The sequence below is a fragment of the Bacillus clarus genome (genome assembly GCF_000746925.1).
Taxonomy (GTDB): domain Bacteria; phylum Bacillota; class Bacilli; order Bacillales; family Bacillaceae_G; genus Bacillus_A; species Bacillus_A clarus.
Map to the genome: position 1 here is coordinate 895,183 of NZ_JMQC01000008.1, position 24,479 is coordinate 919,661.

Sequence of the window (24,479 nt, forward strand, 5' to 3'; positions counted from 1 at the left end):
TTTATCCCACCATTCCCATCAAATATACTACAGTGAAAATAAACACCCAAACTACGTCAATAAAATGCCAATAAATAGATGCAACATAAAATTTTGGAGCATTGTATAAATTCAATCCTCGCTTCGCATTACGGAAAATCAATGTTAAAATCCATAACAATCCAAACAATACGTGCAGTCCATGTGTACCAACAAGAGCATAAAACGCAGATCCGAACGCACTACTTCTCATCGTATGCTTAAATTCATGTGTATAATGATAAAACTCATATATTTCAAATCCTAAAAACCCTAAACCAAGCAATACTGTGATTAGTAACCAAATTTGCATTTGCTTAAAATTAAAGTTCTTCATATGATACATTGCATACACACTCGTTAAACTACTTGTTAATAGCAGCATCGTCATAATGAAAACGAGCGGCATTTGAAACATTTCTTGAGAAGTTGGACCACCGTTTGTAGAATTCTTTAATGCTAAATATGTGCCAAATAAGGAAGCGAACAATACTGTTTCGCCTCCAAGAAATAACCAAAAACCAACAAATTTATTTTTCCCCTCAAGGGTTGCTTTTTCAGGCTCTGCTGGAAATGTTTCATTCGTTAACTTTTCATCTACATGCATTATGCCTTGCCCCCCTTATCCTCTAAATCTTCCTTATGAATATGATAGCCGTGATCATCGGTTACTGAGCGAAGGAACATTGTTCCAAATGTAATGATTAAACCAAGAATCGCTACGACTAACCAAAGCTTATCCTTTCCACCTTGCATATACATAGCACCAAATGCGGCTATAAATAAACCAAGAGAAATGATAAACGGTGAAAATGAAGGATTTGGCATATGAATATCACCAACCGGTTCTGCCGCTGTCATTTCCTTATTACCTTCACGTTTTTCAATCCAAAACGGATCTAATCCGCGAACGAATGGTAACTGTTTAAAATTGTATTCTGGCGTAGGTGCTGGCATTGTCCATTCTAACGTACGCGCATCCCATGGGTCACGACCAGCTTGCTCTTTCGAAACTGTCGTTTTTATAACATTGAACAAAAGAACAATCGTTCCAAGGGCCATGAAAACTGCACCAATAGAACTGATCATATTCCCCGTCTCTAATCCTTGCCCCTCTAGATATGTGTAGTAACGACGTGGCATACCAATTAAACCAAGGAAATGCTGAATAAAGAATGTTAAATGGAAACCGATAAAGAATAACCAGAATGTTATTTTCCCCAAAGTTTCATTTAATACTTTATTAAACATAAGCGGCCAATAATAATGTGCACCTGCAAGTAGACCAAATACAACCCCACCAACGATTACATAGTGAAAATGTGCTACTACGAAATAATTATCATGAAATTGGTAGTCCGCTGGTGCAGAAGCAAGCATAACTCCTGTAACTCCACCCATAACGAATGATGGAATAAAGGCAACAGCCCACATCATTGGTGTTGTAAACCTGATACTTCCCCCCCACATTGTAAAGAGCCAGTTAAATATTTTAATACCTGTTGGAACTGCAATTGCCATTGTTGCAACCGAAAAAATAGCATTCGCAACAGGACCAAGACCAACGGTGAACATATGATGCGCCCATACCATAAATCCTAAAAATCCAATTAATACTGTTGCAAATACCATAGATGAGTAACCAAATAATCGTTTTTTCGAGAATGTAGCGAAGATTTCCGAGAATATTCCGAAAGCTGGGAGTATAAGAATGTACACTTCCGGATGACCGAAAATCCAGAATAAATGCTCCCATATAATTGTGTTTCCACCTAATGCCGGATTAAAGAAACTTGTGCCAAATAAGCGATCTAGCATTAAAAGTCCTAACCCTACTGTTAGTGGAGGGAATGCAAATAAAATAAGTGAAGACGTTACAAAAGTTGTCCATGTAAACATCGGCATACGCATATACGTCATTCCTGGCGCGCGCATATTGATTATTGTAACAAGGAAGTTAATACCCCCAATCAATGTCCCAATACCTGATATTTGCAAACCTAATACATAAAAATCTACACCATGGCCTTTAGAAGCAAGTGCTAATGATGCATAGGATGTCCATCCTGCATCAGGTGCTCCTCCTAAAAACCAACTTAAATTTAAAAATACTCCACCAAAGAAGAATAGCCAAAATCCAAGTGAATTTAAAAACGGGAACGCCACATCACGTGCTCCAATTTGAAGTGGTACAGCAGCGTTCATAAACGCAAACACGAGCGGCATAGCTGCGAGGAAAATCATTGTTGTACCGTGCATCGTCAACACTTGGTTATAGGCATCTCCAACAAGAAAAGCGTTGTTTGGAATTGCTAACTGAAGGCGGATAAATAAAGCTTCTATTCCTCCGATGATAAAAAACAATCCACCTGCAATTAAATAGAGAATGGCAATTTTTTTATGGTCTACTGTCGTTAAATAATCCCATATGACAGCACCCATCCCCTGTTTTTTTGCTACAGAACTCACGTTTTCAACCTCCCCTTCGCAAATGATCCCTCTTTACTTTTCAACTTTTAACGTTTTCAAATATGCATTTAATGCATCTACTTGGTCATCCGTTAAGTTGCCATATTTACCAGTCATTTTATTTCCTGGCTTCATATTTTCAGGATCCTTTAGCCATTTTTTTAAGTTCTCTTCATTGTTCTCGGCAATGCCGGCAACCATATCGCGATCAGCAAAGTTTGCTAAGTTTGGCGCGATTCGTGCTGAAGGTGGTCTACTATCATTTGATCCAACTGCATGACAACCAATACAGCTTTTGTTGAAGATTTCCTTACCTTCTTGTTCTTTTGCTGAAGCTACTTCTTTTTTGCCATCAAGTTTCTTCATACTAGCAATCCAAGTTTTGTACTCGCTTTCATCAACCGCTTTCACTTTAAACTGCATTAAAGAATGCGATGGACCACAAAATTCTGTACAAAAACCATTATAAGTGCCCGATTTATCTGCTTTTAACCACATTTTGTTCACATTATCTGTATTTGTATCCATCTTACCTGCTAAAGATGGGACCCAAAACGAATGCTTAATATCGGCACCTTTCAAATTCAAGTACACTTTCTTGCCTGTGGGGATAACTAAATCTTGAGAAGTCACTATCTTTTCTGATTTATAAGAAAATTCCCACCAATAAAGATTCGCTGTTACATCAACAACGATCGTATCTTTATCAATATTCTTTTTCTCCATCGCACTTACATCAGCAAGTTTGAATGTATATGTAACAGTTGGGACAGCCAATATAAGTAAAAGAATAATTGGAATGACTGTCCATATAATTTCTAGCTTGTGATTCCCTTCAACTTGCTCCGGAATATAATCTTCCTGGCCTTTCTTTTGTCGGAAACGCACAATTACATACAAGAAAATAATAGTAACTACCAGTACTACACCTACCATAATTGCACTTGCTAACAAGAGTAAATCATATTGCATTTTTGCTACTTCACCTTGCGGTATTAAAGTAGATTGAAAGGCTTTACCGCATCCCCCTAACAGTAAAGCCAGCAGTGAAACGAATGAAAGCAGTCGCCACTGTTTCTTCATACAAACAACCCCCACTTTCTTTGTGAATTAGATTGTACTTTATAGTTAAGTAAAGTAAATCTCAACGTAAAGAAATCCAATTATGTCGTTGTCTTAGAAGAATGTAACTACAATCATTGACACAAATAAGATTGTTAAGTAATTCAGGGAGTAAACAAACATTTGTATGGACCATTTGATGTCGTCTTTCTTACGGAAGCCATAAAATCCTAATACGATCCATCCGATGTTAAGCAATGTTGCGATTACCATAAATGTTATCCCAAGCCCACTCATATAAAATGGTAGTGGTAATAAACATACTGTCCAAATCATAATCTGACGTTTTGTAATATCAAATCCATGTACAACAGGAAGCATTGGAATTCCTGCATTTCGATATTCATCAACACGTTTCATCGCTAACGCGAGGAAATGTGGGATTTGCCAAATAAACATAATTAAAAATAACATCCAAGCAATTGGATGGCCTAAAGACGGATCAACTGCCGCCCATCCAATTAAAGGTGGAACCGCTCCAGATATACTACCTACAACAGTATTTAGCGTATATTTTCTCTTCGTCCACAGTGTATATAAAACGACATATGTGAAGGCACCAATAAATCCAATTAATACTGCCATTGGTGTTGTAAGTAATAAAAATACAAATCCAAGAAGTAAAATTACAAGTCCAAATGTAAGTGCGAATCCAGGTTTATATTTACCAGTTACCGTTGGACGGTTTTTTGTTCTTTCCATTAATGGATCGATATCTCGATCAATATAGTTATTTAAACAACATACCCCTGCCATAATTAATGCAGAACCAACGATTGTAAAAAATAGCTTATCCAGATGGTCCATAACACTCAATCCATTGAAGTGTAAAGCCAACCAAAATCCTGTAAATACAGTAAGTGTATTTGAGTTTACAATCCCCATTTTAACGAGCGCTGATAAATCTTGTATCCGAGTTGTTTCCGGTACACTTGTTACAGCTGACTCATCATGCAGCTCACTTGTTGCATGGTTCATCATTTTAACCCCCTCTTAAAACTTTCATCTTTCTTTTTTCGCGTTTATTTCATAAGAAAAATCGCGCTTCTATATAGCAATATTATTACAGTAGAAATATTGTTAAACCATTCTACTACTAATCTACGCTCATACTCCAATATATTAAATCATATTTCCCGAACAATTTGTGAAGAAAACATGAACTTTTTGTGTCGAACAAGAAAAAACTCTATTCTAGCTTACCTTTATCATAACATGATGTTACCTTCTATAATAAACTATTTTGTCACATTTAGCATGTATTCTCCCCATTTTCTTTCAAAAATAGCCTATTTTCCACCTAAAATCTGTATGTTAAATCCCATTTTTTCTTTTTTTAAGCGTGGTACCCCCCTTCTTCATTTCTTTGCTATTTTATTATTTTTTATATATCATAGGACTGTAGTACGTTTTATTCTATACATAATGGAATGAAAATATTTCGCAATAACTTCATAGCAGAAAGATGGTGAAAGAGATTGCAACGCTTTATTAAATGGTTAGCAGTCATTACAAGTCTCGATTTATTAGGAGTTTTATTAGGAGGCGCTTTAGTTACAAAAACAGGTTCGGGTCAAGGGTGCGGTAAATCATGGCCACTTTGTAACGGTGAACTTGTTCCATCTAATTTATCAATGGAAACGATTATTGAGCTAAGTCACCGCTTAACATCCGGCTCAGCAGGAATTCTTGTAACTCTTCTTTGTATCTTGTCATGGAAATATTATAAACATGTGCGTGAAACAAAAACGTTAGCAATTTTATCTTTCGTATTTTTAGTTGCACAAGCATTAATGGGAGCAGCTGCAGTTGTTTGGGGGCAAGTACCTGCTGTATTAGCTATCCATTTCGGTATTTCCTTAATTTCATTTGCTTCTGTCATTTTATTATCGTGTCTCATCTTTGAAATTGATAAGAAATTTGATGCACGCTCTCTTATTATGGACAAAAAAATGAAGTTTCATATTTATGGTGTAACAATTTACAGCTATATCGTTGTCTACACAGGGGCTTTAGTACGTCACGAACGCGCTAGCTTAGCCTGCCCAGACTTTCCATTATGCAGTAAAAACAGACCGTGGCCTACTCAATTACACGAATGGGTTCAAATGGGACATAGAGCTGCAGCAATATTAATATTCGCTTGGATTCTATATGCAATGATTATTGCTATTCGTCATTATAAACAACAACGTGTAGTATACTGGGGATGGATTATTTCATTTATCCTTGTGACACTTCAAGCAATTGTTGGTATTTTAGTCGTATATACAGATGCTAGTTTATCAATGGCATTATTACATTCACTCTTTATTTCTTGCCTCTTTGCTGTACTATGTTATTTAGTTATGTTAGGTACAAGAAGTACAGCCAATGCAAAAGAAGCAGAGCAATCAACTTCAAAACAAAATAAACTGAAGTAAAACTTTAATAACTTGCCACTTCGGCAAGTTATTATTTTCAACAAAAAAAGAGCTGCTTTTTAGCACAGCTCTTTTTTTTATTTTAATGATCTAATTCAATTAGTAAATCACCCGTTTGAATTGCATCTCCATCATTTACATACATTTTCTTCACTTTACCATTGAATGGGGCTTGAACTGTCGTTTCCATTTTCATCGCTTCTGTAATTGCCATGGAATCACCTTTTTTCACTTCATCGCCTTCTTTTACAACAACTTTAATAACAGTTCCTGGCATTGTTGCGCTAATATGATTTGGGTTTTCACGGTTTCCTTTCACACGTTGTGCAACTGTCGCTTTCACACTTTCATCTTTCACAACAATCTCACGTGGTTGCCCGTTAAATTCAAAGTAAAGCACACGCGTCCCATCAGGTTGCGGCTCTCCAATTGATACTAATTTAACCATCAATGTTTTACCTTGCTCAATTTCCACACCAATTTCTTCACCAAGCCTCATACCATAGAAGAAAGTTGGCGTATCCAGTACAGACACATTTCCATACAGTCCCGCGACTTTTTCATAGTCCATAAATACTTTCGGATACAATGCATATGCAACTACATCAAAAATTGTTACCTCACGACCAAGTTTATGGAATAACTCTTCTTTTAAAGCGTTAAAATCTACCGGCTCTAATAATTCACCTGGTCTTACTGTTAACGGTTCTTTCCCTTTTAAAATAATTTTTTGTAATTCTTTCGGGAAACCACCATACGGTTGTCCTAAATCTCCAGAAAACATTTCAATAACAGAACCTGGGAAGTCCATAGAATGCCCACGCTCAAAAATATCTTGTTCTGTAAGATGATTTTGAACCATAAATAATGCCATATCGCCAACAACTTTAGATGACGGTGTTACTTTTACGATGTCTCCAAACATATCATTTACACGGCGATACATCACTTTCACTTCATCAAAACGATCTCCTAGACCAACTGCTTTCGCTTGTTGCTGTAGGTTACTATACTGACCACCTGGCATTTCATGCATATATACCTCTGTATGTGGAGCGTTCATACCACTTTCAAATGGTGCATAATATTTACGCACATCTTCCCAATAATACGAAAGCTTTTCTAACGAATTTACATCAACGTCTGGTTGTCTTTCATTTCCACCTAGCGCATAGTATAGCGTGTTCGCACTCGGCTGTGACGTTTGACCCGCCATTGAACTTACTGCTACATCGACAATATCTACACCTGCTTCAATTGCTTTCGTGTACGTCAAAATACCATTTCCACTTGTATCATGTGTATGAAGATGAATTGGAATCGACACTGTCTCTTTTAATGCAGAGACTAAATCGTATGCTGCATTTGGCTTTAATAAACCAGCCATATCTTTAATCCCTAAAATATGTGCTCCTGATGTTTCTAATTCTTTTGCTAAGTTTTTGTAATAGTTCAAATCGTACTTACTGCGCAATGGATCATGGATATCCCCTGTATAACACATTGTCGCCTCTGCAATTTTCCCGCTATCTCTTACAGCGTCAATCGCAACTCTCATGCCTTCTACCCAGTTTAAACTATCAAAAATACGGAAGACGTCAATTCCAGCTTGAGCTGAACACTCTACGAACTTTTGAATTAAATTATCTGGATAATTTTTATATCCAACTGCATTTGAAGAACGAAGAAGCATTTGGAATAAAACATTTGGCATTTTCTCACGAAGATCTAGTAATCGTTCCCATGGATCTTCTTTTAAGAAACGATACGCAACATCAAATGTTGCCCCGCCCCACATTTCTGCTGAGAATAGATTTGGTAACATTCTCGCTGTCGGCTCTGCAATTTGGTGTAAATCTTTTGTACGAATACGTGTCGCAAGTAAAGATTGATGTGCATCACGGAATGTTGTATCCGTTAAAAGTACACGTTTTTGATCTTGCACCCATTTTACTAATCCATCCGCTCCACGTTCATCTAAAATTTGTTTCGTCCCATTTTGAATTGGCTCTGAATGTTTCACACTCGGTATACGAGCATCTGAGAAAATTGGTTTCTCTTGCTTTCCTACTCCTGGGAAACCATTTACTGTTACTGTACCAATATAATTTAACATTTTTGTTCCACGGTCTTTACGTTTTGGGAACGTGAATAATTCAGGTGATGCATCAATAAATGAAGTATCATATTCTCCTGACAAGAAGTTTTTATGTTTCACTACATTCTCTAAGAATGGAATATTTGTTTTAATACCACGAATACGGAATTCTTTTAAGTTTCGCTCCATTTTCGCAGCAGCTTGTTCAAATGTAAGTGCCCAAGTTGTCACTTTTACAAGTAAAGAGTCATAATACGGTGTAATCACTGCACCTTGGAAACTATTCCCCGTATCAAGACGAACCCCAAACCCTCCACCAGAGCGATACGCCATAATTTTTCCTGTATCAGGCATAAAGTTATTAAGTGGATCTTCTGTCGTTACACGAGATTGAATTGCATATCCATGTACGAGAATCTCTTCTTGTTTCGGTATACTTACCATTTTGCTATGTAAAGCATGTCCATCTGCAATTAAAATTTGCGATTGAACAATATCAATTCCTGTAATCATTTCTGTAATTGTATGCTCTACTTGAACACGCGGGTTTACTTCAATGAAATAAAAATCCTCATCTTTTACAAGGAATTCAACTGTACCAGCATTTAAATAATTAACATTTTTCGTTAACTGCACTGCCGCTTCACAAATACGATGGCGAAGAGCGTCTGAAAGCGACACACTTGGCGCAATTTCAACTACTTTTTGATGACGACGTTGTACAGAGCAATCGCGCTCGTATAAATGTACAACATTACCTTCTTCGTCTGCTAGTATTTGTACTTCTATATGTTTAGGTTTTTCAACGAATTTTTCAACATACACTTCATCATTACCAAAGGCTGCTTTTGCTTCTGATTTTGCTCGATTATACGACTCTCTTAATTCTTCTTCATTACGTACAATACGCATACCACGACCGCCACCACCAAGGGAAGCTTTAATAATAATCGGGTAATCATACTTCTTAGCAAATTCCTCAATCTCTTCTAATGAATCAATCGGTCCATCACTACCAGGGATAACTGGAATATTCGCTAACTGCGCTTGTGTTCTCGCTTTTACTTTATCACCAAACATATCTAAATGTTTACTTTTCGGTCCGATAAAGATAATCCCTTCTTCTTCACAACGTCTTGCAAAATGAATATTTTCTGATAAGAAACCATATCCAGGGTGAATTGCATCTACATGATTACTCTTTGCAATTTCAATGATACCCTCAATATCAAGATAAGCATCAATTGGTTTTTTGCCTTCCCCTACTAAATACGATTCATCCGCTTTATAGCGATGGTAAGAACCACTATCCTCTTTTGAGTAGATTGCAACTGTACTTAATCCAAGTTCTGAACAAGCTCGGAATACACGGATTGCAATCTCTCCACGGTTAGCTACCAATACTTTTTGAATACGTTGCAGCTTTATCATGATTTTCCCCCTCTACTTTCCTACCACTCTAAAAATGAAATGCATACACACCCTACAGAGCGTGAAGTTCTTCACTTTCCATTTCAAATTATATTTAGAAAGCTTCACTTTATTTTTATTCATCATACCTTATTTTTCAACAAATGATAAGTTTTCTGATCAATTTGTTTCACAAAAATAGTATAGCATACCTCTTCTCTTTCTAACAACATTATTGTATATCACATTAATTCTATTGTGTTATACAATAATGTTTATCTATCAAAATATGAGACATAATTAAAAATAAATACAATAAAAGGCATTGTGTTTGAAAACACAATGCCTTTTATTTCACTAGAACAAGATGTGGTTCACCTTGTTCTCTTTTGCCTTTTATCTCTTCTTGTTGTTTCTCTTCTCGTTTCACCTGACTAGCAATATTCAATAGTATCCCCATTCCAATTAAATTGGCGAGTAAAGAACTACCACCGTAACTAACAAATGGTAAAGGTACACCAGTAAGAGGTATTAATCCAGACATACCACCGACGTTAACGAACGTTTGTATACCTATTAAACTAGCAATTCCAATTGCTAGTAAACTTCCGAACGGATCTTGACACTTTTGTGCAATTCTAAATGCACGAATAATAATAAGTAGCAAACTAATTAAAATAATTGCTACACCGATAAAACCAAGCTCTTCAGATATTATCGCCATAATAAAGTCTGTTTGCGGCTCTGGTAAATAGCCATACTTTTGTATACTATTTCCTAATCCTCTCCCATTTAGCTCTCCTGATGCAATAGCAATAAAGGAGTTTATTAATTGAAATCCATCTTTTTGCGGATCATTAAACGGATCCAAGAAAACGGAGAAACGCGCTTTTTGATACGGACTTAATGCGTAATTTCCTAAAAAATATAACGCAGGAATCCATATGATAGAAGTTAAAGCAATTCGTTTTAACCATAAATTAATTCGTACTCCTGAACAAAGAAACATAATTCCTACTGTTCCCACAATTAATAAGTCGGTACCTAAATCATTTTGTTTTAAAATTAAAAACATGATTAAACCAACTGCAATAAGCACCGGTCCCGACCCTTTCAAAACAGGCGTATTCGTTTCTTGTCTTTTTGCAAAAAAATGAGCCAATACGAGGATAACAGTTATCTTCACAAATTCTGCAGGCTGTATTCCAAATATCCATCCATTTGCACCGTTTACTTTCTTAGTAAAAAATGCAGCTGCCGCTAATAATGCAACACTAATACCATAACTCCCCAACAAAAAAATTCGTTTCCTCCAAACTTTATATGGGATAGTAGCGATAACTACTAATGCTATCGTCCCAACAGCTAGAGCAAGTAATTGTTTTTTAAAAAAGTAATTTGCTGGCCAGTTATGCCTTGAAATCGCAACAATGGAACTAGAACTATATACCATTATAACTCCCAGCATACATAAGATAATAAGAGGAAGTAATAATGAATAATCTATCGATTTCCATACTCTTTTCATTCCATTTCCTCTTTCTGTTTTCATTTTAATTATTGTTGTATTCCATATGTATATATATTCTTCCTGCTTTATTATACAAATAAAAAGCTCAAACTGATTCAGTTTGAGCCCCCTTATTTGAACCCGTTATTGTTGTTTGTTTGTAAACGCTTCATGAAGTGCAGATAACTCACGTTCGAGCTCTCCTAACATCTCTCTCCCTTGCTCTTCTGCAATAAGACCAAGACGAACCGCAAAGTCGACCTCACGGGATAGTCCAAACATTTGTGTGTCCAACACTTCTTCGTATAATGGACATTGCGGCATCGTAAGGTGGTCCATTTGCACCTTAATAAGTCTTAAAATCTTCTCCGCATCCGCTTGTAGAAGGGCAAGTGCCTTTTCCTGATGATTTGCTACTGTCTCAGACGCCAAATTGATTCCCTCCGTTTCCGTCCTACTCTCCTATCCTATCTATTAATATTAGCGATAGTTTTAATAAATTGCAATAGAAACATTTTTTGTGACAACAGTGTCTAATACCATTATACTGAAAAGTGGGAGTATAATACAAATGGGGGAACAACAATGAGTGAAATTTTGTTTATAAACGGTAAAGTCCGCTTTCCGATCACTATCGATCCAAGTGTTTGGATCTTTGATGATCGCAAAGTAGATTTAACAACTTTCTTCGATGAAACGAGAGAAGAATCATCTGAATTAGAAACATATTTGAAACAGACTTCTGCACATTGGGACCGTGAAATCCGCGATGGTGCAGCTTTCCCACCGATTCAGCAAAGTGTAAAGAAATACAAAAAAGAACAACTCGTTACAGGAACATTCGGTATACCGCTTCATCCATTTCTTAATAATGCGGAAATTATAGATGATGCTATTCAAGTTGAAATAGAGACGTTAGATGAGACGTTTACACTTCCACTAGAAACTGCCCAAAAAGCTATTCTTGGTTTTTCAAAAGATGGAAAACCATTACGAGAGGACGGACCTGTTCATCTTTATTTCCATGATGGTTCTAATAGAAACAATCCAATACGAAACATCCGTAAATTTACTATTATTTAAATTCCTAATCGTACATATTTATTATAAAAAGGAGTGGGCAAAAGCCCACTCCTTTTTATAATAAATCTGCTGCTAATTGTGCTAAATTAGAACGTTCCCCTTTGACAAACTTTACATGACCACTAATTTTTTGCTCTTTAAACTTCTCAACAACATAAGTTAAACCATTATTATATTCATCTAAGTAAGGGTGATCAATTTGCTGCGGGTCTCCCATTAATACAATTTTACTTTTTTCGCCTACCCTTGTTAATATTGTTTTCACTTCGTGCTTCGTTAAATTTTGTGCCTCATCAATAATAATAAATTGATCCGGAATACTTCTGCCTCGTATATACGTAAGCGCTTCTACCTCAATCGAACCCATCCCTGCTAAAATAGCATCTAATTCACCCGGCTTTTTTGTATTAAATAAATACTCTAAGTTATCAAAAATGGGTTGCATCCACGGTCTTAATTTTTCTTCCTTCTCTCCAGGTAAGTATCCTATATCTTTCCCCACTGGAACGATAGGTCTTGCAACTAGAAGCTTTTTATACAAGCCAAGATCTTCTGTTTGCATAAGTCCAGAAGCTAGCGCAAGTAACGTTTTTCCAGTACCTGCTTTTCCAGTTAAAGTTACAAGTGGGATGTCTTCACGAAGCAGCAATTCTAAACCCATAATTTGCTGTACATTTCTTGGGCGTATCCCCCAAACCTGCTCATTATGAAAAACTAATTTTTTTACTTTTTTTCCTAAATGATCAACGATTCCAAGTGCGGAACTTGAACCACCTAGTGCATCTTTCATCACAACAAACTGATTTGGGTAGAAAGGATGATTTGCAATTTCAGATAAAGGAAGTTCTCCTTTTTCATAAAAATAATCTAATTGTTCTTTTGATATATATCCTTCTAAAAATCCTGAATATATATTTTCCACTTCGATTACACGATCACTTAAATAATCTTCAGCCTGCAATCCGATTGCATCTGCTTTTACCCTTACGAGCACATCTTTACTTACTAAAATAACTGATTTTCCGTCCTCTTTTTCTTGCTCTTCTAAAGATAAGTTTTTTGCTACAGCTAAAATCCGGTTATCATTTGTTTTTTCCACAAAAATATCTTGCAGTTGAACAAATGAGCGATGATTTAATTCAATACGAAATGTACCTCCATTTTCAAGAGGAATACTTTCATGTAACTTTCCGAGTTCACGAAATTTATCTATTAATTTAGATACATATCGAGCATTACGTCCAACTTCATCCATATAGCGTTTTTTCGAATCAACCTCTTCCAATACAACTGCTGGAATCACTACTTCATTTGTTTCAAATGAAAAAATAGATAAAGGATCCTGCAAAAGTACATTCGTATCTAACACATAAATTTTATCCAACCTGTTACCCCCTGACTCCACTTTTAAATTTGTAGAACAAGGGTTTCATCCATAAAATATGGACGAACCATTGTTATAATTATATGTACCGTATAAACGAGGTAGAATCGAAATTCGTATAAATTAAAACTTTTCTCCACTTTTGTTTTTTTTTCCTTCAATGGACATCCTTTAATAGTTAAAATTCACACTCTACTATGCTGATTCAGACCACATAAAGCTACAGAAAGAGATAAATAATTCTCACCATTACAATTCTTTCATACCCGTTAAAACTTGATTATCTAGCTTTTTCGCAGCTCGAAGATCATATGTTTTTTCATATGTTGGTTCAGTAGCGAGCTTTGCTCCATAAAACATAACATCGCGAACTTCTTGTACAGTTACCTCTACTACAGTTAATTTAAGAGGCACACCTTCCATTCTATCAATCAAAATCTTACCTTTACCGCTTATGGAAAATACGGATTCATTTACCATTATAGTCAACACAAGCCCTGCATGATGGCGTAAATTCTCCACAATACGCGAGCGTTGATCTACAGCAAACCGAACACTAGTCTCACTCACTGCGTATACCCAAGAAATAGCACTTACATTCGGAATGTTTTTTTCAAAATCCGTCGTAGCTATTGTGACAATATTCTCTTTACGTAAAGATTGTAATAAGGCATCTGTCAATGCAGGCTCTACCACATTCGCCATATTTCCACCTCCAAATATTCTCTCCCCTTATGATAACCTATTTTTCGAATTGCGAAAATATTATTTTTTTCCTCTATTATTCAAAAACATTAAGCTTCCATGATATACTTATGTTGATAGAATTCGTATTGAGGTGACGAAATGAGAGTCAAATGCATGATTTGTGATAAAAAAGATGAGCTAGATGACGAAAATCCTATGGCAAAAAAACTTCGTAATCGCCCTATTCATACATATATGTGCATGGAATGTACAGAACGCATTGCAGAACGTACAATGGAACGCCATGCGAGTGGCAAATTTCAATTATATCGTGATAAAACAGTAGAAGATGAGTGGTAAACTGTAAATAAGTCCTTAATCATATAGATAAGGACTTATTTATATTTTTCCGGCTCTCTGTTTATCTGCTCTAAAAAACAATCAATTGCTTCTAAAGGAAATCTGGCAACCCCTACCTCTCCATCCCTTTCATATGTGATCAAATACATTTCCTCGTTCTTTTCAACTTTTATATTTTTCAATCGGTGTTCTTCGGTTAACATATCACGAAAAAGCACATAGGTCTCTTGTGCGGGACCATCATCCTGCCTTGCTTCTGCAATCGTTTTAATCGTTAACCAATTATATAATGCATCTTGTACAGAACGCATGAAAAATCCCCCTCTTTAACTCATTTTCTGTTGCTTCGCTTGACGTAAACGTAATCTATAAATTCCCAGTACAATGGCAGCTACAACAAGCCCCTCCCCAATAGGTAAAAAAACTGCGAAGAAAGTTAAAACTGTACAACCAATTGCTAATGAGGCGTATATAACGATATTTTTTAATACGGATAATTTCCTTGCAAACCCTAAATTATATACAAGGGCACTTAGTATAACAATGGTTCCATAAAGCAACCACATTCCCACTTCTGGATTCTCATCTACTTTACATAGCTTTGCAAAAAATGACATTCTTTCTAACACCACACTTCACCCCTTTACAAAAGATATCTTCCTTGTATTTCCTGTATATACTTAATACAAGAGTAACCTGCAACAAAAATACTGTCCACAAAAAAGAAGAAATTTTCTAAAAATAATAAAAGTAAAAAAACAGCTACCTTTATTCAAAGGTAGCTGTTTTTATCATTTTATGCTTCTACAGATTTCTTTTTCTTAGCAGCTCTTTCGCGCTCACTCTTATCAAGAATCTTTTTACGAAGACGGATTGATTCTGGTGTTACTTCACAGAACTCATCATCATTTAAATACTCTAAAGACTCTTCTAAAGTCATTAGACGTGGTTTTTTCATTGTTGAAGTTTGATCTTTCGTTGCAGAACGAATGTTCGTTTGTTGTTTCATTTTTACAACGTTAACTGTTAAATCATTCTCGCGTGTATGTTCTCCAACGATCATACCAGCATATACTTCTGTACCCGGTTCAACGAAGATTACACCACGGTCTTCAACTTGCATAATACCGTATTGTGATGCTTTTCCTGTTTCTAATGAAACTAGAACCCCTTGGCGACGTCCACCAACTTGTCCAGCATGAACTGGTTGGTAACAATCGAATGTATGGTTTAAAATACCGTAACCACGTGTTAACGTTAAGAACTCTGTTGTGTAACCAATTAGACCACGTGCCGGAACCATGAACGTAAGACGAACTTGACCGTTTCCGTTATTCACCATGTCTAACATTTCACCTTTACGCGCACCCATTGATTCCATAATAGAACCAGTATATTCTTCTGGCACATCAATTTGTACACGCTCTACAGGTTCACATCTTACGCCGTCAACCTCTTTAATGATTACTTCTGGTTTAGATACTTGTAATTCATATCCTTCACGACGCATGTTCTCAATTAAGATTGATAAGTGTAATTCTCCACGTCCAGATACAATCCATGCATCAGGAGATTCTGTATTATCTACACGTAAACTTACATCTGTTTCTAACTGTGAACGAAGACGCTCTTCAATTTTACGAGATGTAATATATTTACCTTCACGACCTGCAAATGGGCTGTTATTTACAAGGAATGTCATTTGTAGTGTTGGCTCATCAATACGTAATAATGGTAAAGCCTCTTGATGTTCAACCGGACATACCGTTTCACCTACGTTAATATCTTCCATACCTGAAACAGCTACTAAATCTCCTGCTTTTGCTTCTTCAATTTCTTGACGTTTTAATCCGATGTAACCAAATAATTTCGTTACACGGAATTGTTTTACACTTCCGTCAACTTTCATTAATGCAACTTGTTGTCCTACCTTCATTGTACCGCGGAATACACGTCCAACCCCAATACGACCAACATAGTCATTGTAATCAAGAAGTGCTACTTGGAATTGAAGTGGCTCTTCGCTGTTATCAACTGGTGCTGGAATATGTTCAATGATTGTGTCAAACAATGATTTCATATTCTCTTCTTGGTTTGCTGGATTTGAATCTAAGCTTGCCGTCCCGTTCATTGCTGATGCGAATACAACAGGGAATTCTAATTGATCTTCATTTGCACCAAGTTCAATGAATAAATCAATTACTTCATCAACTACTTCATCTGGGCGAGCAAAGTCACGGTCAATTTTGTTTACAACAACGATTGGAGTTAAATTTTGCTCAAGTGCTTTCTTTAAAACGAATCGTGTTTGTGGCATACACCCTTCGTATGCATCAACGACAAGTAGAACACCATCAACCATTTTCATGATACGTTCTACTTCTCCACCGAAGTCAGCGTGACCAGGTGTATCTAAAATGTTAATTCTTTTATCTTCATAGTGAATCGCAGTATTCTTCGCTAAAATTGTAATACCGCGCTCTCTTTCTAGATCATTTGAGTCCATTGCGCGTTCTTCAACGTGTTCATTCGCACGGAACGTCCCCGCTTGACGTAATAACTGGTCAACAAGTGTTGTTTTACCATGGTCAACGTGGGCAATAATTGCTATATTACGTAAATCTTGTCGTTTTTTCAACATGTCCAACTCCTAGTGTCTTTTTAATCCTTCTCTATTATAAGAGCGAAGGGGATACAAAGGCAATCAAAATAAAATCAAGAATGAAAATATAGTTGTATTCTTACTTTTGTGAAAGTAAAATGAGATTGGAGGGTGAAGATATGGAACATATTCAATATCGCTTTTTATTAACAGCTATTATCGGTGTTATTTTCTTAATTGGCATTGGAATTATGATTGCTGAGAATAGTCCAGTCGGCATTATTATTTGCATTATCGGCACATTTGTTGCAGTTGGATACGGATTCGTAACAAAAAGAAAAATGCGCAAATCACAGTAACAGTAAAAAGTAAGAAGCTTTTTTCTAGCCTCTTACTTTTTTTGTTACTGTGATACAAATAATAGTAATTCTTCATACACTCCTGGTTTGGCAACCAATACACTACTTTTTTCTACTATAGAAAGAGATGTTCCAGAAAAAGTTGTTACTTTACCACCAACCTCTTCTACAATAATCTTTCCTCCACCAAAATCCCATGGAGATAACCGCGGAGTCACGTACGCATCCAATCTTCCCGTTGCAACATATACCATTTCTAAAGCTGCGCAACCGTAAGAACGAGTTCCTCTTGCCTTTTTAACGAGCTGCATCATTTTCTCCATATTAAGCAATGGATTATCGGTAAGCCATATCGCATTTAGAGCTATAACCCCTTGTTCCACTGTTCCATTCTCCAAAATAGGAATAGCTACATCATTACAAAAAGCCCCTTCTCCCTTTACCGCATGATACAATTCATCATGGACTGGATCATAAATAAGACCAATTTTTCCGATACCGTTCTCATAAATACCAATTGAAATCGCAAAATTTCTTTTTTGATGAATAAAGTTCATTGTACCATCAATCGGATCAACTAACCAAACAACTCCATTAGAAGAAGTAATTTCGTCCCCGTACCCTTCTTCACCTAAAATATAATGATTTGGGAATGTTTCTTTAATTTTCCCAATTAGAAATTGCTCTGTTTCTCGGTCCATATTTGTTACTAGATCAGCGGCATTTGACTTTGTCTCTATAATAAGCGCTTTTTTTAACGATGCCATTAAACGTTCCCCAGCTTCTCGAATCCACTGTTTTGCATGTGTATCGATTTTTTCCCATACCTCTTGCATTTTTAAACACTCCGATCTATACTGTTCACAGAAAAAACGAACCCTTTATAAGGTTCGCACCAACTAATTTTTTATACATATACTATTATTACGCTTCTAAACGAATCATTTCAAGTCTTAGCACTTCTAATTTTTGTACGCAATCTTCTTTTTTCTGCTTATCGTTCTCCATCATCGCATCGTATAAAGTCGCTAGTTCGTAATCTAGTTCCAATCGTAGCACCGGAATTCTCTTTTCAGCATCTGTTCTCTTTAACGCATTAATCACCTGTCTCATTTTATTTGCCTCCTCCCAATATTCGTCTGCCCTCGGACTAGAATTGACTTAATTTTCTGATTTTTTGTTTTATACTATACTATGTTGGATAAATCATCTATGCAACAAAATTATATTTTTTATTAAAATTTTTTTGTGCTGTTTTTTTATGAATAGTACAAGCTATGCTAAAATAAAAACAAACTAGGAGTTGGAGGAACAATCATGACACTACAAACATTCACATCAACTGACTTTGCTGTCTTTACTGTTGATGGTCTTGAAGAACGAATGAGTGCAATTAAAACGAATACTCACCCTAAACTTGAAGCTTTAGGAGAACAGTTTTCACAGTATTTATCAAAACAAACTGACAAAAACTTTTTCTACCATGTAGCGAAACATGCACGCCGCAAAGTCAATCCACCAAACGATACTTGGGTTGCTTTTTCAACAAATAAACGCGGATATAAAATGCTACCACATTTTCAAATTGGGTTATGGGGTACCCATGCCTTCATATACTTTGGTTTAATATATGAGTGTCCACAAAAAGTGGAATCGGCTCATGCCTTCTTAGAACATTTAAATGATTTAAAAACAAGTATTCCAAATGACTTCGTTTGGTCCATTGACCATACTAAACCAGGTGTAAAATTACATAAAACTCTTGAAACCGAAGATTTGCAAAAAATGATTGAGCGTTTAGCGACTGTGAAAAAAGCGGAATTATTAGTTGGTATTCATATAACACCAGAGGAGTTTTCAGCAATGACCAACGAGCAATTCCTTGCTAAGATTGAATCTACGATGCAATCACTCCTTCCTTTATATGCGATTTGTAATCGATAGTAGAAAACGGACAATAGATATTGTCCGTTTTTAGTTGTTATCACATTATAGCACTTCATTTTTTATTTTTCAAAATATTTTTTATTTTTCGAAATATTTTTATATTTTTACAATCTTTTGATCTTCTACTTCTTTTGCCTTTTGAATCGCGCGGTATATAGAATATCCACTTACCTCTTGAAACTCTTTATCAATTTTCTTTTCTTCTGCTTTCGATGGAACAATCTCTTTAAAACGACGATATAATCCCATCAATTCTTCTCTTACAATTCCTTTTTCATATGCTTTTTCAATTGCCTCATAAAATGTCACAATTGTAACCATTTCCTCGTTTGACCAATCATAGTCAAGTGGATATTGATATTCCATTTCTGCACCTCATTTATCATTTGTTCTTAATTATTATGCTATTAAAGACGAAACGTTTATTCTTTCTTATAGCCCCTTTGCATTATACACTATTTCTCCTTCTTTATGGAATTGTCTTCCTCTATGATATATATCATGGAAGAAACAGATATAACTATTAACTATATGCATAATTAAAATGATATTTTTCTATACATCTATAATTATTGGTGATATAATGCTTTTGTTTTATAGAAAATAAAGTGAAACTACCATCCAAAAACTTGCTTGTGAATGGCAGTAAAACATATCAAGTTCTAAAAGACCGTTATACGACTATACAAAGGGAAATGACTTTCTTATTTGAACAAGATGCATATAAAACAAATCATAATAAATATTACTAAGAAGAAGGGGTGTATAGATTGTCCCAATACGAAACACCATTGTTTACCGCTTTAGTTGAGCACAGTAAGCGAAATCCAATTCAATTCCATATTCCTGGACATAAAAAAGGACAAGGAATGGATCCTATATTTCGCGAATTTATTGGGCATAATGTATTAGCAATTGATTTAATTAATATCGCGCCGCTCGATGATTTACATCATCCAAAAGGTATGATTAAGGAAGCACAAGATTTAGCTGCTGCAGCATTCGGTGCAGATCATACTTTCTTTTCTGTTCAAGGTACAAGTGGTGCAATTATGACAATGGTGATGAGCGTTTGTGGTCCAGGAGATAAAATTCTCGTGCCACGAAACGTTCATAAATCAGTAATGTCAGCTATTATTTTCTCAGGTGCAAAACCGATTTTCATGCATCCTGAAATTGATCCGAAACTCGGTATTTCACACGGGATTACGATCCGATCTGTCCAAAAGGCACTTGAAGAGCATTCTGATGCCAAAGGATTACTTGTTATTAATCCAACCTACTTCGGGTTTGTTGCAGACTTAGAGCAAATTGTAGAGTTAGCTCATTCCTATGACATACCTGTATTAGTTGATGAAGCCCACGGTGTTCATATTCATTTTCATGATGAATTACCGATGTCAGCTATGCAAGCAGGCGCAGACATGGCAGCAACAAGTGTTCACAAATTAGGTGGCTCTTTAACACAAAGCTCGATACTTAATGTAAAAGAAGGTCTTGTTAATGTGAAGCATGTCCAATCTATTATTAGCATGCTTACGACTACATCTACGTCTTATATTTTGTTAGCTTCTCTCGATGTCGCAAGAAAACGTCTTGCAACAGAAGGAAATGCACTCATAGAACAAACGATACAATTAGCCGAACATGTCCGTAACACTATAAATGATATTAAACATCTTTATTGTCCTGGAAAAGAAATGTTAGGCACAGATGCTACGTTTAACTATGATCCTACAAAGATAATTGTATCTGTAAAAGATTTAGGTATTACAGGCCATGAAGCTGAGATATGGCTCAGAGAACATTACAACATTGAAGTTGAGCTCTCTGATTTATATAACATTCTATGTCTTATCACGCTTGGTGATACAGAAGACGAAACAAATACACTTATTACAGCATTGCAAGAGTTGGCAACAACATTTAAGCATAGAGCGGATAAAGGCGTTCAAGTACAAGTCGAAATTCCAGAAATCCCTGTACTAGCCCTTTCTCCTCGAGATGCCTTTTATTCAGAAACAGAGGTCATTCCTTTTGAAAATGCAGCTGGCCGTATTATAGCTGATTTCGTTATGGTATATCCACCAGGGATTCCAATTTTCACTCCCGGTGAAATTATTACACAAGAAAACTTAGATTATATCCATAAAAACTTAGAAGCCGGTTTACCAGTACAAGGTCCGGAAGACATGACATTACAAACATTACGCGTTATTAAAGAATACAAGCCTATCAGTTGATAGGCTTTTTTTCACATTTTTACCTTTTACTCATACGATACTAAAGAATGTAACGTATAGGTGGGGATACCATTATGATTGTGATAGGCCGCTCTATTGTACATCCTTATATCACAAATGAACACGAACCATTTGCTACTGAGAAACAACAAATTTTATCCATAATGGCTGGAAATCAAGAGGTTTACTCCTTTCGAACGGCTGATGAGCTCAGCTTTGATCTTAATGTACGAATTAACATTATCACTTCTGCATTAGAGCTTTTTCAAAGCGGATTGCAGTTTCGTACATTCCAACAATCTTTTTGCAATCCTGAGTTTTGGCAAAGGACATCACTTGGAGGGTTTCAACTCCTTCCAAATACACCTTCCTCTGTTGCAATACAAGATATTTTTAAAAACGGCAAACTGTATGGAACAGAATGTGCAACAGCAATGATTATCATCTTCTATAAAGCACTACTAGCATTATATGATGAAGAAACGTTCAACCATTTATTCGCAAACCTCTTACTTTATACATGGGATTATGATCGTGATCTAAAGCTCATAACAAAAACGAGTGGTGACATCGTTCCCGGTGACCTCGTTTACTTTAAAAATCCACAAGTAAATCCAACTGCAATTGAATGGCAAGGAGAAAATACAATTTACCTCGGGAATTTCTTTTTTTACGGCCATGGTGTAGGTGTAAAAACGAAAGAACAGATTATTTATTTATTAAATGAACGCAGAGTCCCCTACGCCTTTATATCGGCTTATTTGACTGATTTTATCACCCGTATTGATAGTCGCCTTATGAGTCAATACGCTTCTCCTAACACGCTACAAACATCCATAGGGTTTATTCCTATTAGAGATGATGCAATCGTTGCAACAGTTGGTCACACAACTACTATCTATTAAAAAAAGCACCTACATGTAGGTGCTTTTTTATTATTGGGCTTTCGTATGTGCTTTGTGATCACATTCGCAATGAGATCCACACTTGCCGTATAGTACTGTTGTTTTTTCATCTTCAAAATGTGCAATTGTTCCTTCACATACTTGACATACGATTGTTCCCATTTTTATTTCCCCCTGAGTTTAATTTATCATTTACAAACATAATATTTTTAATCTATATATTGTTAGGCCTTTGTATGCTCTTTATGATCACATTCGCAATGAGATCCACACTTGCCGTATAGTACTGTTGTTTTTTCGTCTTCAAAATGTGCAATTGTTCCTTCACATACTTGACATACGATTGTTCCCATTTTTATTTCCCCCTAAGTTTATGGTCCTAAAAACTTTTAGCTGTGCATTCCCTATTTACTACTGGGCCTTTGTATGCTCTGTGTGATCACATCCGCAAGATCCACATTTCCCGTAAAGTACCGTTACTTTCTCATCCTCGAAGTGTGCAATTGTACCTTCACAATCTTGACATACGATTGTTCCCATTTTTTATTTCCCCCTAAGTTTATAATCCCAAAAACTTTTTGTAACCGCTTAACTTTCTGTCTTTATTTTAATATGTTATACTTTTTACGTCAATAGGTTTTTAGTATAACACATTAAATATTTTATATTTATATTAGTATGAGATATTAACAAAAAAACAGCCATATCTTATTCGTACGACTGTTTCTGTTTATTTATTCTTCATACTCTGCATGTAAAGACGAAGATGGAACAAGAAATTTAAAAAATTGAGCTAAATCCGTCGCCTCTTTCTCCGATCCCAGTTTAAAGATTTCTTGTACATGTTGAACGTTCTCTACATCATCTGGCCCAAGAAGAGTCGCTCTCCCTGTTTGCATACAAACTACAAGTGGCTTTCCAAAAAACATATTTGTATAGATGACCCCAAAATCATAACGCGTATCATGTGTCATCAATCCTAAAAACCGTACCTTCACACTTTCATGCTCATCATACAATTTTTCAAACATCAGCTTCTTCCTTTCTAAATAACGCTTTCTACTCGTATATATTAAACAAAAAAAGAAATACTCCTTTTAATTGTCAAAAAATTCAGATTGATGGTAAGATAATATTATCTATTACGTTAGGGGGGAACTCTTTATGCAGCATGCATTTATTACACTTGTACCTAAATCTAAGCAACAATCTATCTCACTTGAAGACGTCAAACAACTTTTTCAATACTATAAAACAATCACTTCTCAAACCGGCGTTCAAGTTAGTTATGCATATACTAATTTTGCCTTTCCTTATGAAATATTAGATACTTCAGACACAACATTGAAATTGCAATCTAGTCACGATCGATACGATTCTATTTATATTGGCGTGGGAGTAGAAAACGAGCAATCATTCATTCAAATTTCCTTACCTCAAACTGCCACCTTTGGTGATAAAGGAAAGGCAAATGAATTCAGCCGCTTTTTAGCGAAAAAATTAGAGGGTGAATTACAACTATTTAATGGAAGAACAATGTATTTTTATAAACGTTAGTTCTTAAAAAATAAAAGATATTATTAAAAAGAGCATACTATTTGTACAAGTAAGAAATAATGCTTGCTTTCTTACACTTAAAACAACATACGCAATTACATATGCTAAATAAAGAAATACAAAAAAGAGAATCACCTTATAATGAAACCTATCACCGTTCGATAACAATAGGACAATCGAAAAACCACTCCATAAAAGGAAATGATAAAATATAACATGCAATATTTTCATGGAACCTTCTCCTTTGACATGCTCTATTTTATTAATATATGGGATCGAAATCGAATCAATTACTAATATGA

At 35.8% G+C, this 24,479-nt stretch carries 28 protein-coding genes; 8 read left to right on the plus strand and 20 right to left on the minus strand.

Annotation, left to right across the window (positions count from 1 at the left end):
* Nucleotide 1 precedes the first annotated feature (1 nt).
* From ctaE to ctaB, 4 genes are all read right to left on the minus strand, one after another.
* Nucleotides 2-625, minus strand: coding sequence for a cytochrome c oxidase subunit III (gene ctaE / locus DJ93_RS05240; RefSeq protein WP_042979511.1), 624 nt, complete (start codon nucleotides 623-625; stop codon nucleotides 2-4).
* Nucleotides 625-2,460: a cytochrome c oxidase subunit I gene (ctaD, locus tag DJ93_RS05245; protein WP_181969192.1), complete on the minus strand. Its 1,836-nt coding sequence runs from the start codon at nucleotides 2,458-2,460 to the stop codon at nucleotides 625-627. The genes ctaE and ctaD overlap by 1 nt, the downstream gene beginning before the upstream one ends.
* 60 nt (nucleotides 2,461-2,520) lie before the next feature.
* Nucleotides 2,521-3,570, minus strand: coding sequence for a cytochrome c oxidase subunit II (coxB, locus tag DJ93_RS05250; RefSeq protein WP_042979513.1), 1,050 nt, complete (start codon nucleotides 3,568-3,570; stop codon nucleotides 2,521-2,523).
* A gap of 93 nt (nucleotides 3,571-3,663) precedes the next feature.
* A complete protein-coding gene (gene ctaB, locus DJ93_RS05255) occupies nucleotides 3,664-4,587 on the minus strand; it encodes a protoheme IX farnesyltransferase (protein ID WP_042979514.1) in 924 nt (307 codons plus the stop codon).
* Between the two features lie 500 nt (nucleotides 4,588-5,087).
* Here ctaB and DJ93_RS05260 point away from each other — a divergent pair, with 500 nt between their 5' ends.
* Nucleotides 5,088-6,032 (plus strand): COX15/CtaA family protein, encoded by a 945-nt coding sequence (locus tag DJ93_RS05260; RefSeq protein ID WP_042979515.1) that lies wholly within the window; start codon nucleotides 5,088-5,090, stop codon nucleotides 6,030-6,032.
* Between the two features lie 82 nt (nucleotides 6,033-6,114).
* On the opposite strand, the gene pyc is transcribed toward DJ93_RS05260, so the two are convergent.
* The 3 genes from pyc to DJ93_RS05275 form a co-directional block, all read right to left on the minus strand.
* Nucleotides 6,115-9,561: a pyruvate carboxylase gene (gene pyc, locus DJ93_RS05265; protein WP_042979516.1), complete on the minus strand. Its 3,447-nt coding sequence runs from the start codon at nucleotides 9,559-9,561 to the stop codon at nucleotides 6,115-6,117.
* A 328-nt stretch (nucleotides 9,562-9,889) separates the two neighbouring features.
* The gene (ftsW, locus tag DJ93_RS05270; RefSeq protein ID WP_042979517.1) at nucleotides 9,890-11,068 is read right to left on the minus strand and encodes a putative lipid II flippase FtsW; all 1,179 of its coding nucleotides are present in this window, start codon (nucleotides 11,066-11,068) and stop codon (nucleotides 9,890-9,892) included.
* A 126-nt stretch (nucleotides 11,069-11,194) separates the two neighbouring features.
* On the minus strand, nucleotides 11,195-11,482 hold the full coding sequence (locus DJ93_RS05275; protein WP_042979519.1) for an Fpa/YlaN family protein: 288 nt from the start codon (nucleotides 11,480-11,482) through the stop codon (nucleotides 11,195-11,197).
* A gap of 153 nt (nucleotides 11,483-11,635) precedes the next feature.
* On the opposite strand from DJ93_RS05275, the gene DJ93_RS05280 reads away from it, so the two are divergent.
* The gene (locus tag DJ93_RS05280) at nucleotides 11,636-12,133 is read left to right on the plus strand and encodes a hypothetical protein (RefSeq protein ID WP_042979520.1); all 498 of its coding nucleotides are present in this window, start codon (nucleotides 11,636-11,638) and stop codon (nucleotides 12,131-12,133) included.
* Nucleotides 12,134-12,188: 55 nt separating this feature from the next.
* On the opposite strand, the gene DJ93_RS05285 is transcribed toward DJ93_RS05280, so the two are convergent.
* Nucleotides 12,189-13,517: a PhoH family protein gene (locus DJ93_RS05285; protein ID WP_042979521.1), complete on the minus strand. Its 1,329-nt coding sequence runs from the start codon at nucleotides 13,515-13,517 to the stop codon at nucleotides 12,189-12,191.
* A gap of 249 nt (nucleotides 13,518-13,766) precedes the next feature.
* Nucleotides 13,767-14,222 (minus strand): pyridoxamine 5'-phosphate oxidase family protein, encoded by a 456-nt coding sequence (locus DJ93_RS05290; RefSeq protein WP_042979522.1) that lies wholly within the window; start codon nucleotides 14,220-14,222, stop codon nucleotides 13,767-13,769.
* 141 nt (nucleotides 14,223-14,363) lie between these two features.
* Between DJ93_RS05290 and DJ93_RS05295 the strand changes: the two genes are divergently transcribed.
* The gene (locus tag DJ93_RS05295) at nucleotides 14,364-14,564 is read left to right on the plus strand and encodes a YlaI family protein (protein ID WP_042979523.1); all 201 of its coding nucleotides are present in this window, start codon (nucleotides 14,364-14,366) and stop codon (nucleotides 14,562-14,564) included.
* A 35-nt stretch (nucleotides 14,565-14,599) separates the two neighbouring features.
* Here the strand turns inward: DJ93_RS05295 and DJ93_RS05300 are convergent, their stop codons facing one another.
* The 3 genes from DJ93_RS05300 to typA all read right to left on the minus strand — a co-directional run bounded on the left by DJ93_RS05300 (nucleotide 14,600) and on the right by typA (nucleotide 17,205).
* Entirely contained in the window at nucleotides 14,600-14,875 is a 276-nt protein-coding gene (locus DJ93_RS05300) for a hypothetical protein (protein ID WP_042979525.1), read from the minus strand.
* 15 nt (nucleotides 14,876-14,890) lie between these two features.
* Nucleotides 14,891-15,193 (minus strand): YlaH-like family protein, encoded by a 303-nt coding sequence (locus DJ93_RS05305; RefSeq protein ID WP_042979526.1) that lies wholly within the window; start codon nucleotides 15,191-15,193, stop codon nucleotides 14,891-14,893.
* A 167-nt stretch (nucleotides 15,194-15,360) separates the two neighbouring features.
* Entirely contained in the window at nucleotides 15,361-17,205 is a 1,845-nt protein-coding gene (typA, locus tag DJ93_RS05310; RefSeq protein WP_042979527.1) for a translational GTPase TypA, read from the minus strand.
* A 140-nt stretch (nucleotides 17,206-17,345) separates the two neighbouring features.
* Here typA and DJ93_RS05315 point away from each other — a divergent pair, with 140 nt between their 5' ends.
* The gene (locus DJ93_RS05315; RefSeq protein ID WP_042979528.1) at nucleotides 17,346-17,525 is read left to right on the plus strand and encodes a DUF5325 family protein; all 180 of its coding nucleotides are present in this window, start codon (nucleotides 17,346-17,348) and stop codon (nucleotides 17,523-17,525) included.
* Between the two features lie 44 nt (nucleotides 17,526-17,569).
* Here DJ93_RS05315 and DJ93_RS05320 read toward each other — a convergent pair whose 3' ends face one another.
* Together DJ93_RS05320 and DJ93_RS05325 are read right to left on the minus strand one after the other, a co-directional pair.
* Nucleotides 17,570-18,361 (minus strand): inositol monophosphatase family protein, encoded by a 792-nt coding sequence (locus tag DJ93_RS05320; protein ID WP_042979529.1) that lies wholly within the window; start codon nucleotides 18,359-18,361, stop codon nucleotides 17,570-17,572.
* 88 nt (nucleotides 18,362-18,449) lie between these two features.
* The gene (locus DJ93_RS05325) at nucleotides 18,450-18,638 is read right to left on the minus strand and encodes a hypothetical protein (RefSeq protein WP_002173201.1); all 189 of its coding nucleotides are present in this window, start codon (nucleotides 18,636-18,638) and stop codon (nucleotides 18,450-18,452) included.
* A gap of 204 nt (nucleotides 18,639-18,842) precedes the next feature.
* Between DJ93_RS05325 and DJ93_RS05330 the strand changes: the two genes are divergently transcribed.
* Nucleotides 18,843-19,469, plus strand: a complete 627-nt coding sequence (locus DJ93_RS05330; RefSeq protein WP_042979530.1) for a YktB family protein — start codon at nucleotides 18,843-18,845, stop codon at nucleotides 19,467-19,469.
* Nucleotides 19,470-19,568: 99 nt separating this feature from the next.
* Here DJ93_RS05330 and DJ93_RS05335 read toward each other — a convergent pair whose 3' ends face one another.
* On the minus strand, nucleotides 19,569-19,838 hold the full coding sequence (locus tag DJ93_RS05335) for a UPF0223 family protein (RefSeq protein ID WP_042979531.1): 270 nt from the start codon (nucleotides 19,836-19,838) through the stop codon (nucleotides 19,569-19,571).
* A 404-nt stretch (nucleotides 19,839-20,242) separates the two neighbouring features.
* Between DJ93_RS05335 and DJ93_RS05340 the strand changes: the two genes are divergently transcribed.
* Nucleotides 20,243-21,715 carry an aminotransferase class I/II-fold pyridoxal phosphate-dependent enzyme gene (locus DJ93_RS05340; protein ID WP_042979532.1) on the plus strand — a complete coding sequence of 491 codons (1,473 nt, stop codon included), beginning with the start codon at nucleotides 20,243-20,245 and terminating at the stop codon, nucleotides 21,713-21,715.
* A gap of 74 nt (nucleotides 21,716-21,789) precedes the next feature.
* Nucleotides 21,790-22,620 (plus strand): protein-glutamine gamma-glutamyltransferase, encoded by an 831-nt coding sequence (locus tag DJ93_RS05345; protein WP_042979533.1) that lies wholly within the window; start codon nucleotides 21,790-21,792, stop codon nucleotides 22,618-22,620.
* A 30-nt stretch (nucleotides 22,621-22,650) separates the two neighbouring features.
* On the opposite strand, the gene DJ93_RS05350 is transcribed toward DJ93_RS05345, so the two are convergent.
* From DJ93_RS05350 to DJ93_RS05365, 4 genes are all read right to left on the minus strand, one after another.
* On the minus strand, nucleotides 22,651-22,782 hold the full coding sequence (locus DJ93_RS05350; protein ID WP_042979534.1) for a GapA-binding peptide SR1P: 132 nt from the start codon (nucleotides 22,780-22,782) through the stop codon (nucleotides 22,651-22,653).
* 62 nt (nucleotides 22,783-22,844) lie between these two features.
* Nucleotides 22,845-22,973, minus strand: coding sequence for a GapA-binding peptide SR1P (locus DJ93_RS05355; protein ID WP_017151126.1), 129 nt, complete (start codon nucleotides 22,971-22,973; stop codon nucleotides 22,845-22,847).
* Nucleotides 22,974-23,031: 58 nt separating this feature from the next.
* Complete coding sequence (locus DJ93_RS05360) at nucleotides 23,032-23,160, minus strand: GapA-binding peptide SR1P (RefSeq protein ID WP_000536778.1); 129 nt, start codon at nucleotides 23,158-23,160, stop codon at nucleotides 23,032-23,034.
* A 194-nt stretch (nucleotides 23,161-23,354) separates the two neighbouring features.
* Nucleotides 23,355-23,651: a DUF3055 domain-containing protein gene (locus DJ93_RS05365; RefSeq protein WP_042979537.1), complete on the minus strand. Its 297-nt coding sequence runs from the start codon at nucleotides 23,649-23,651 to the stop codon at nucleotides 23,355-23,357.
* A 133-nt stretch (nucleotides 23,652-23,784) separates the two neighbouring features.
* On the opposite strand from DJ93_RS05365, the gene DJ93_RS05370 reads away from it, so the two are divergent.
* Complete coding sequence (locus tag DJ93_RS05370; RefSeq protein ID WP_042979539.1) at nucleotides 23,785-24,177, plus strand: DUF1885 family protein; 393 nt, start codon at nucleotides 23,785-23,787, stop codon at nucleotides 24,175-24,177.
* Nucleotides 24,178-24,180: 3 nt separating this feature from the next.
* On the opposite strand, the gene DJ93_RS05375 is transcribed toward DJ93_RS05370, so the two are convergent.
* Entirely contained in the window at nucleotides 24,181-24,408 is a 228-nt protein-coding gene (locus tag DJ93_RS05375; protein WP_042979541.1) for a hypothetical protein, read from the minus strand.
* Nucleotides 24,409-24,479 lie beyond the last annotated feature (71 nt).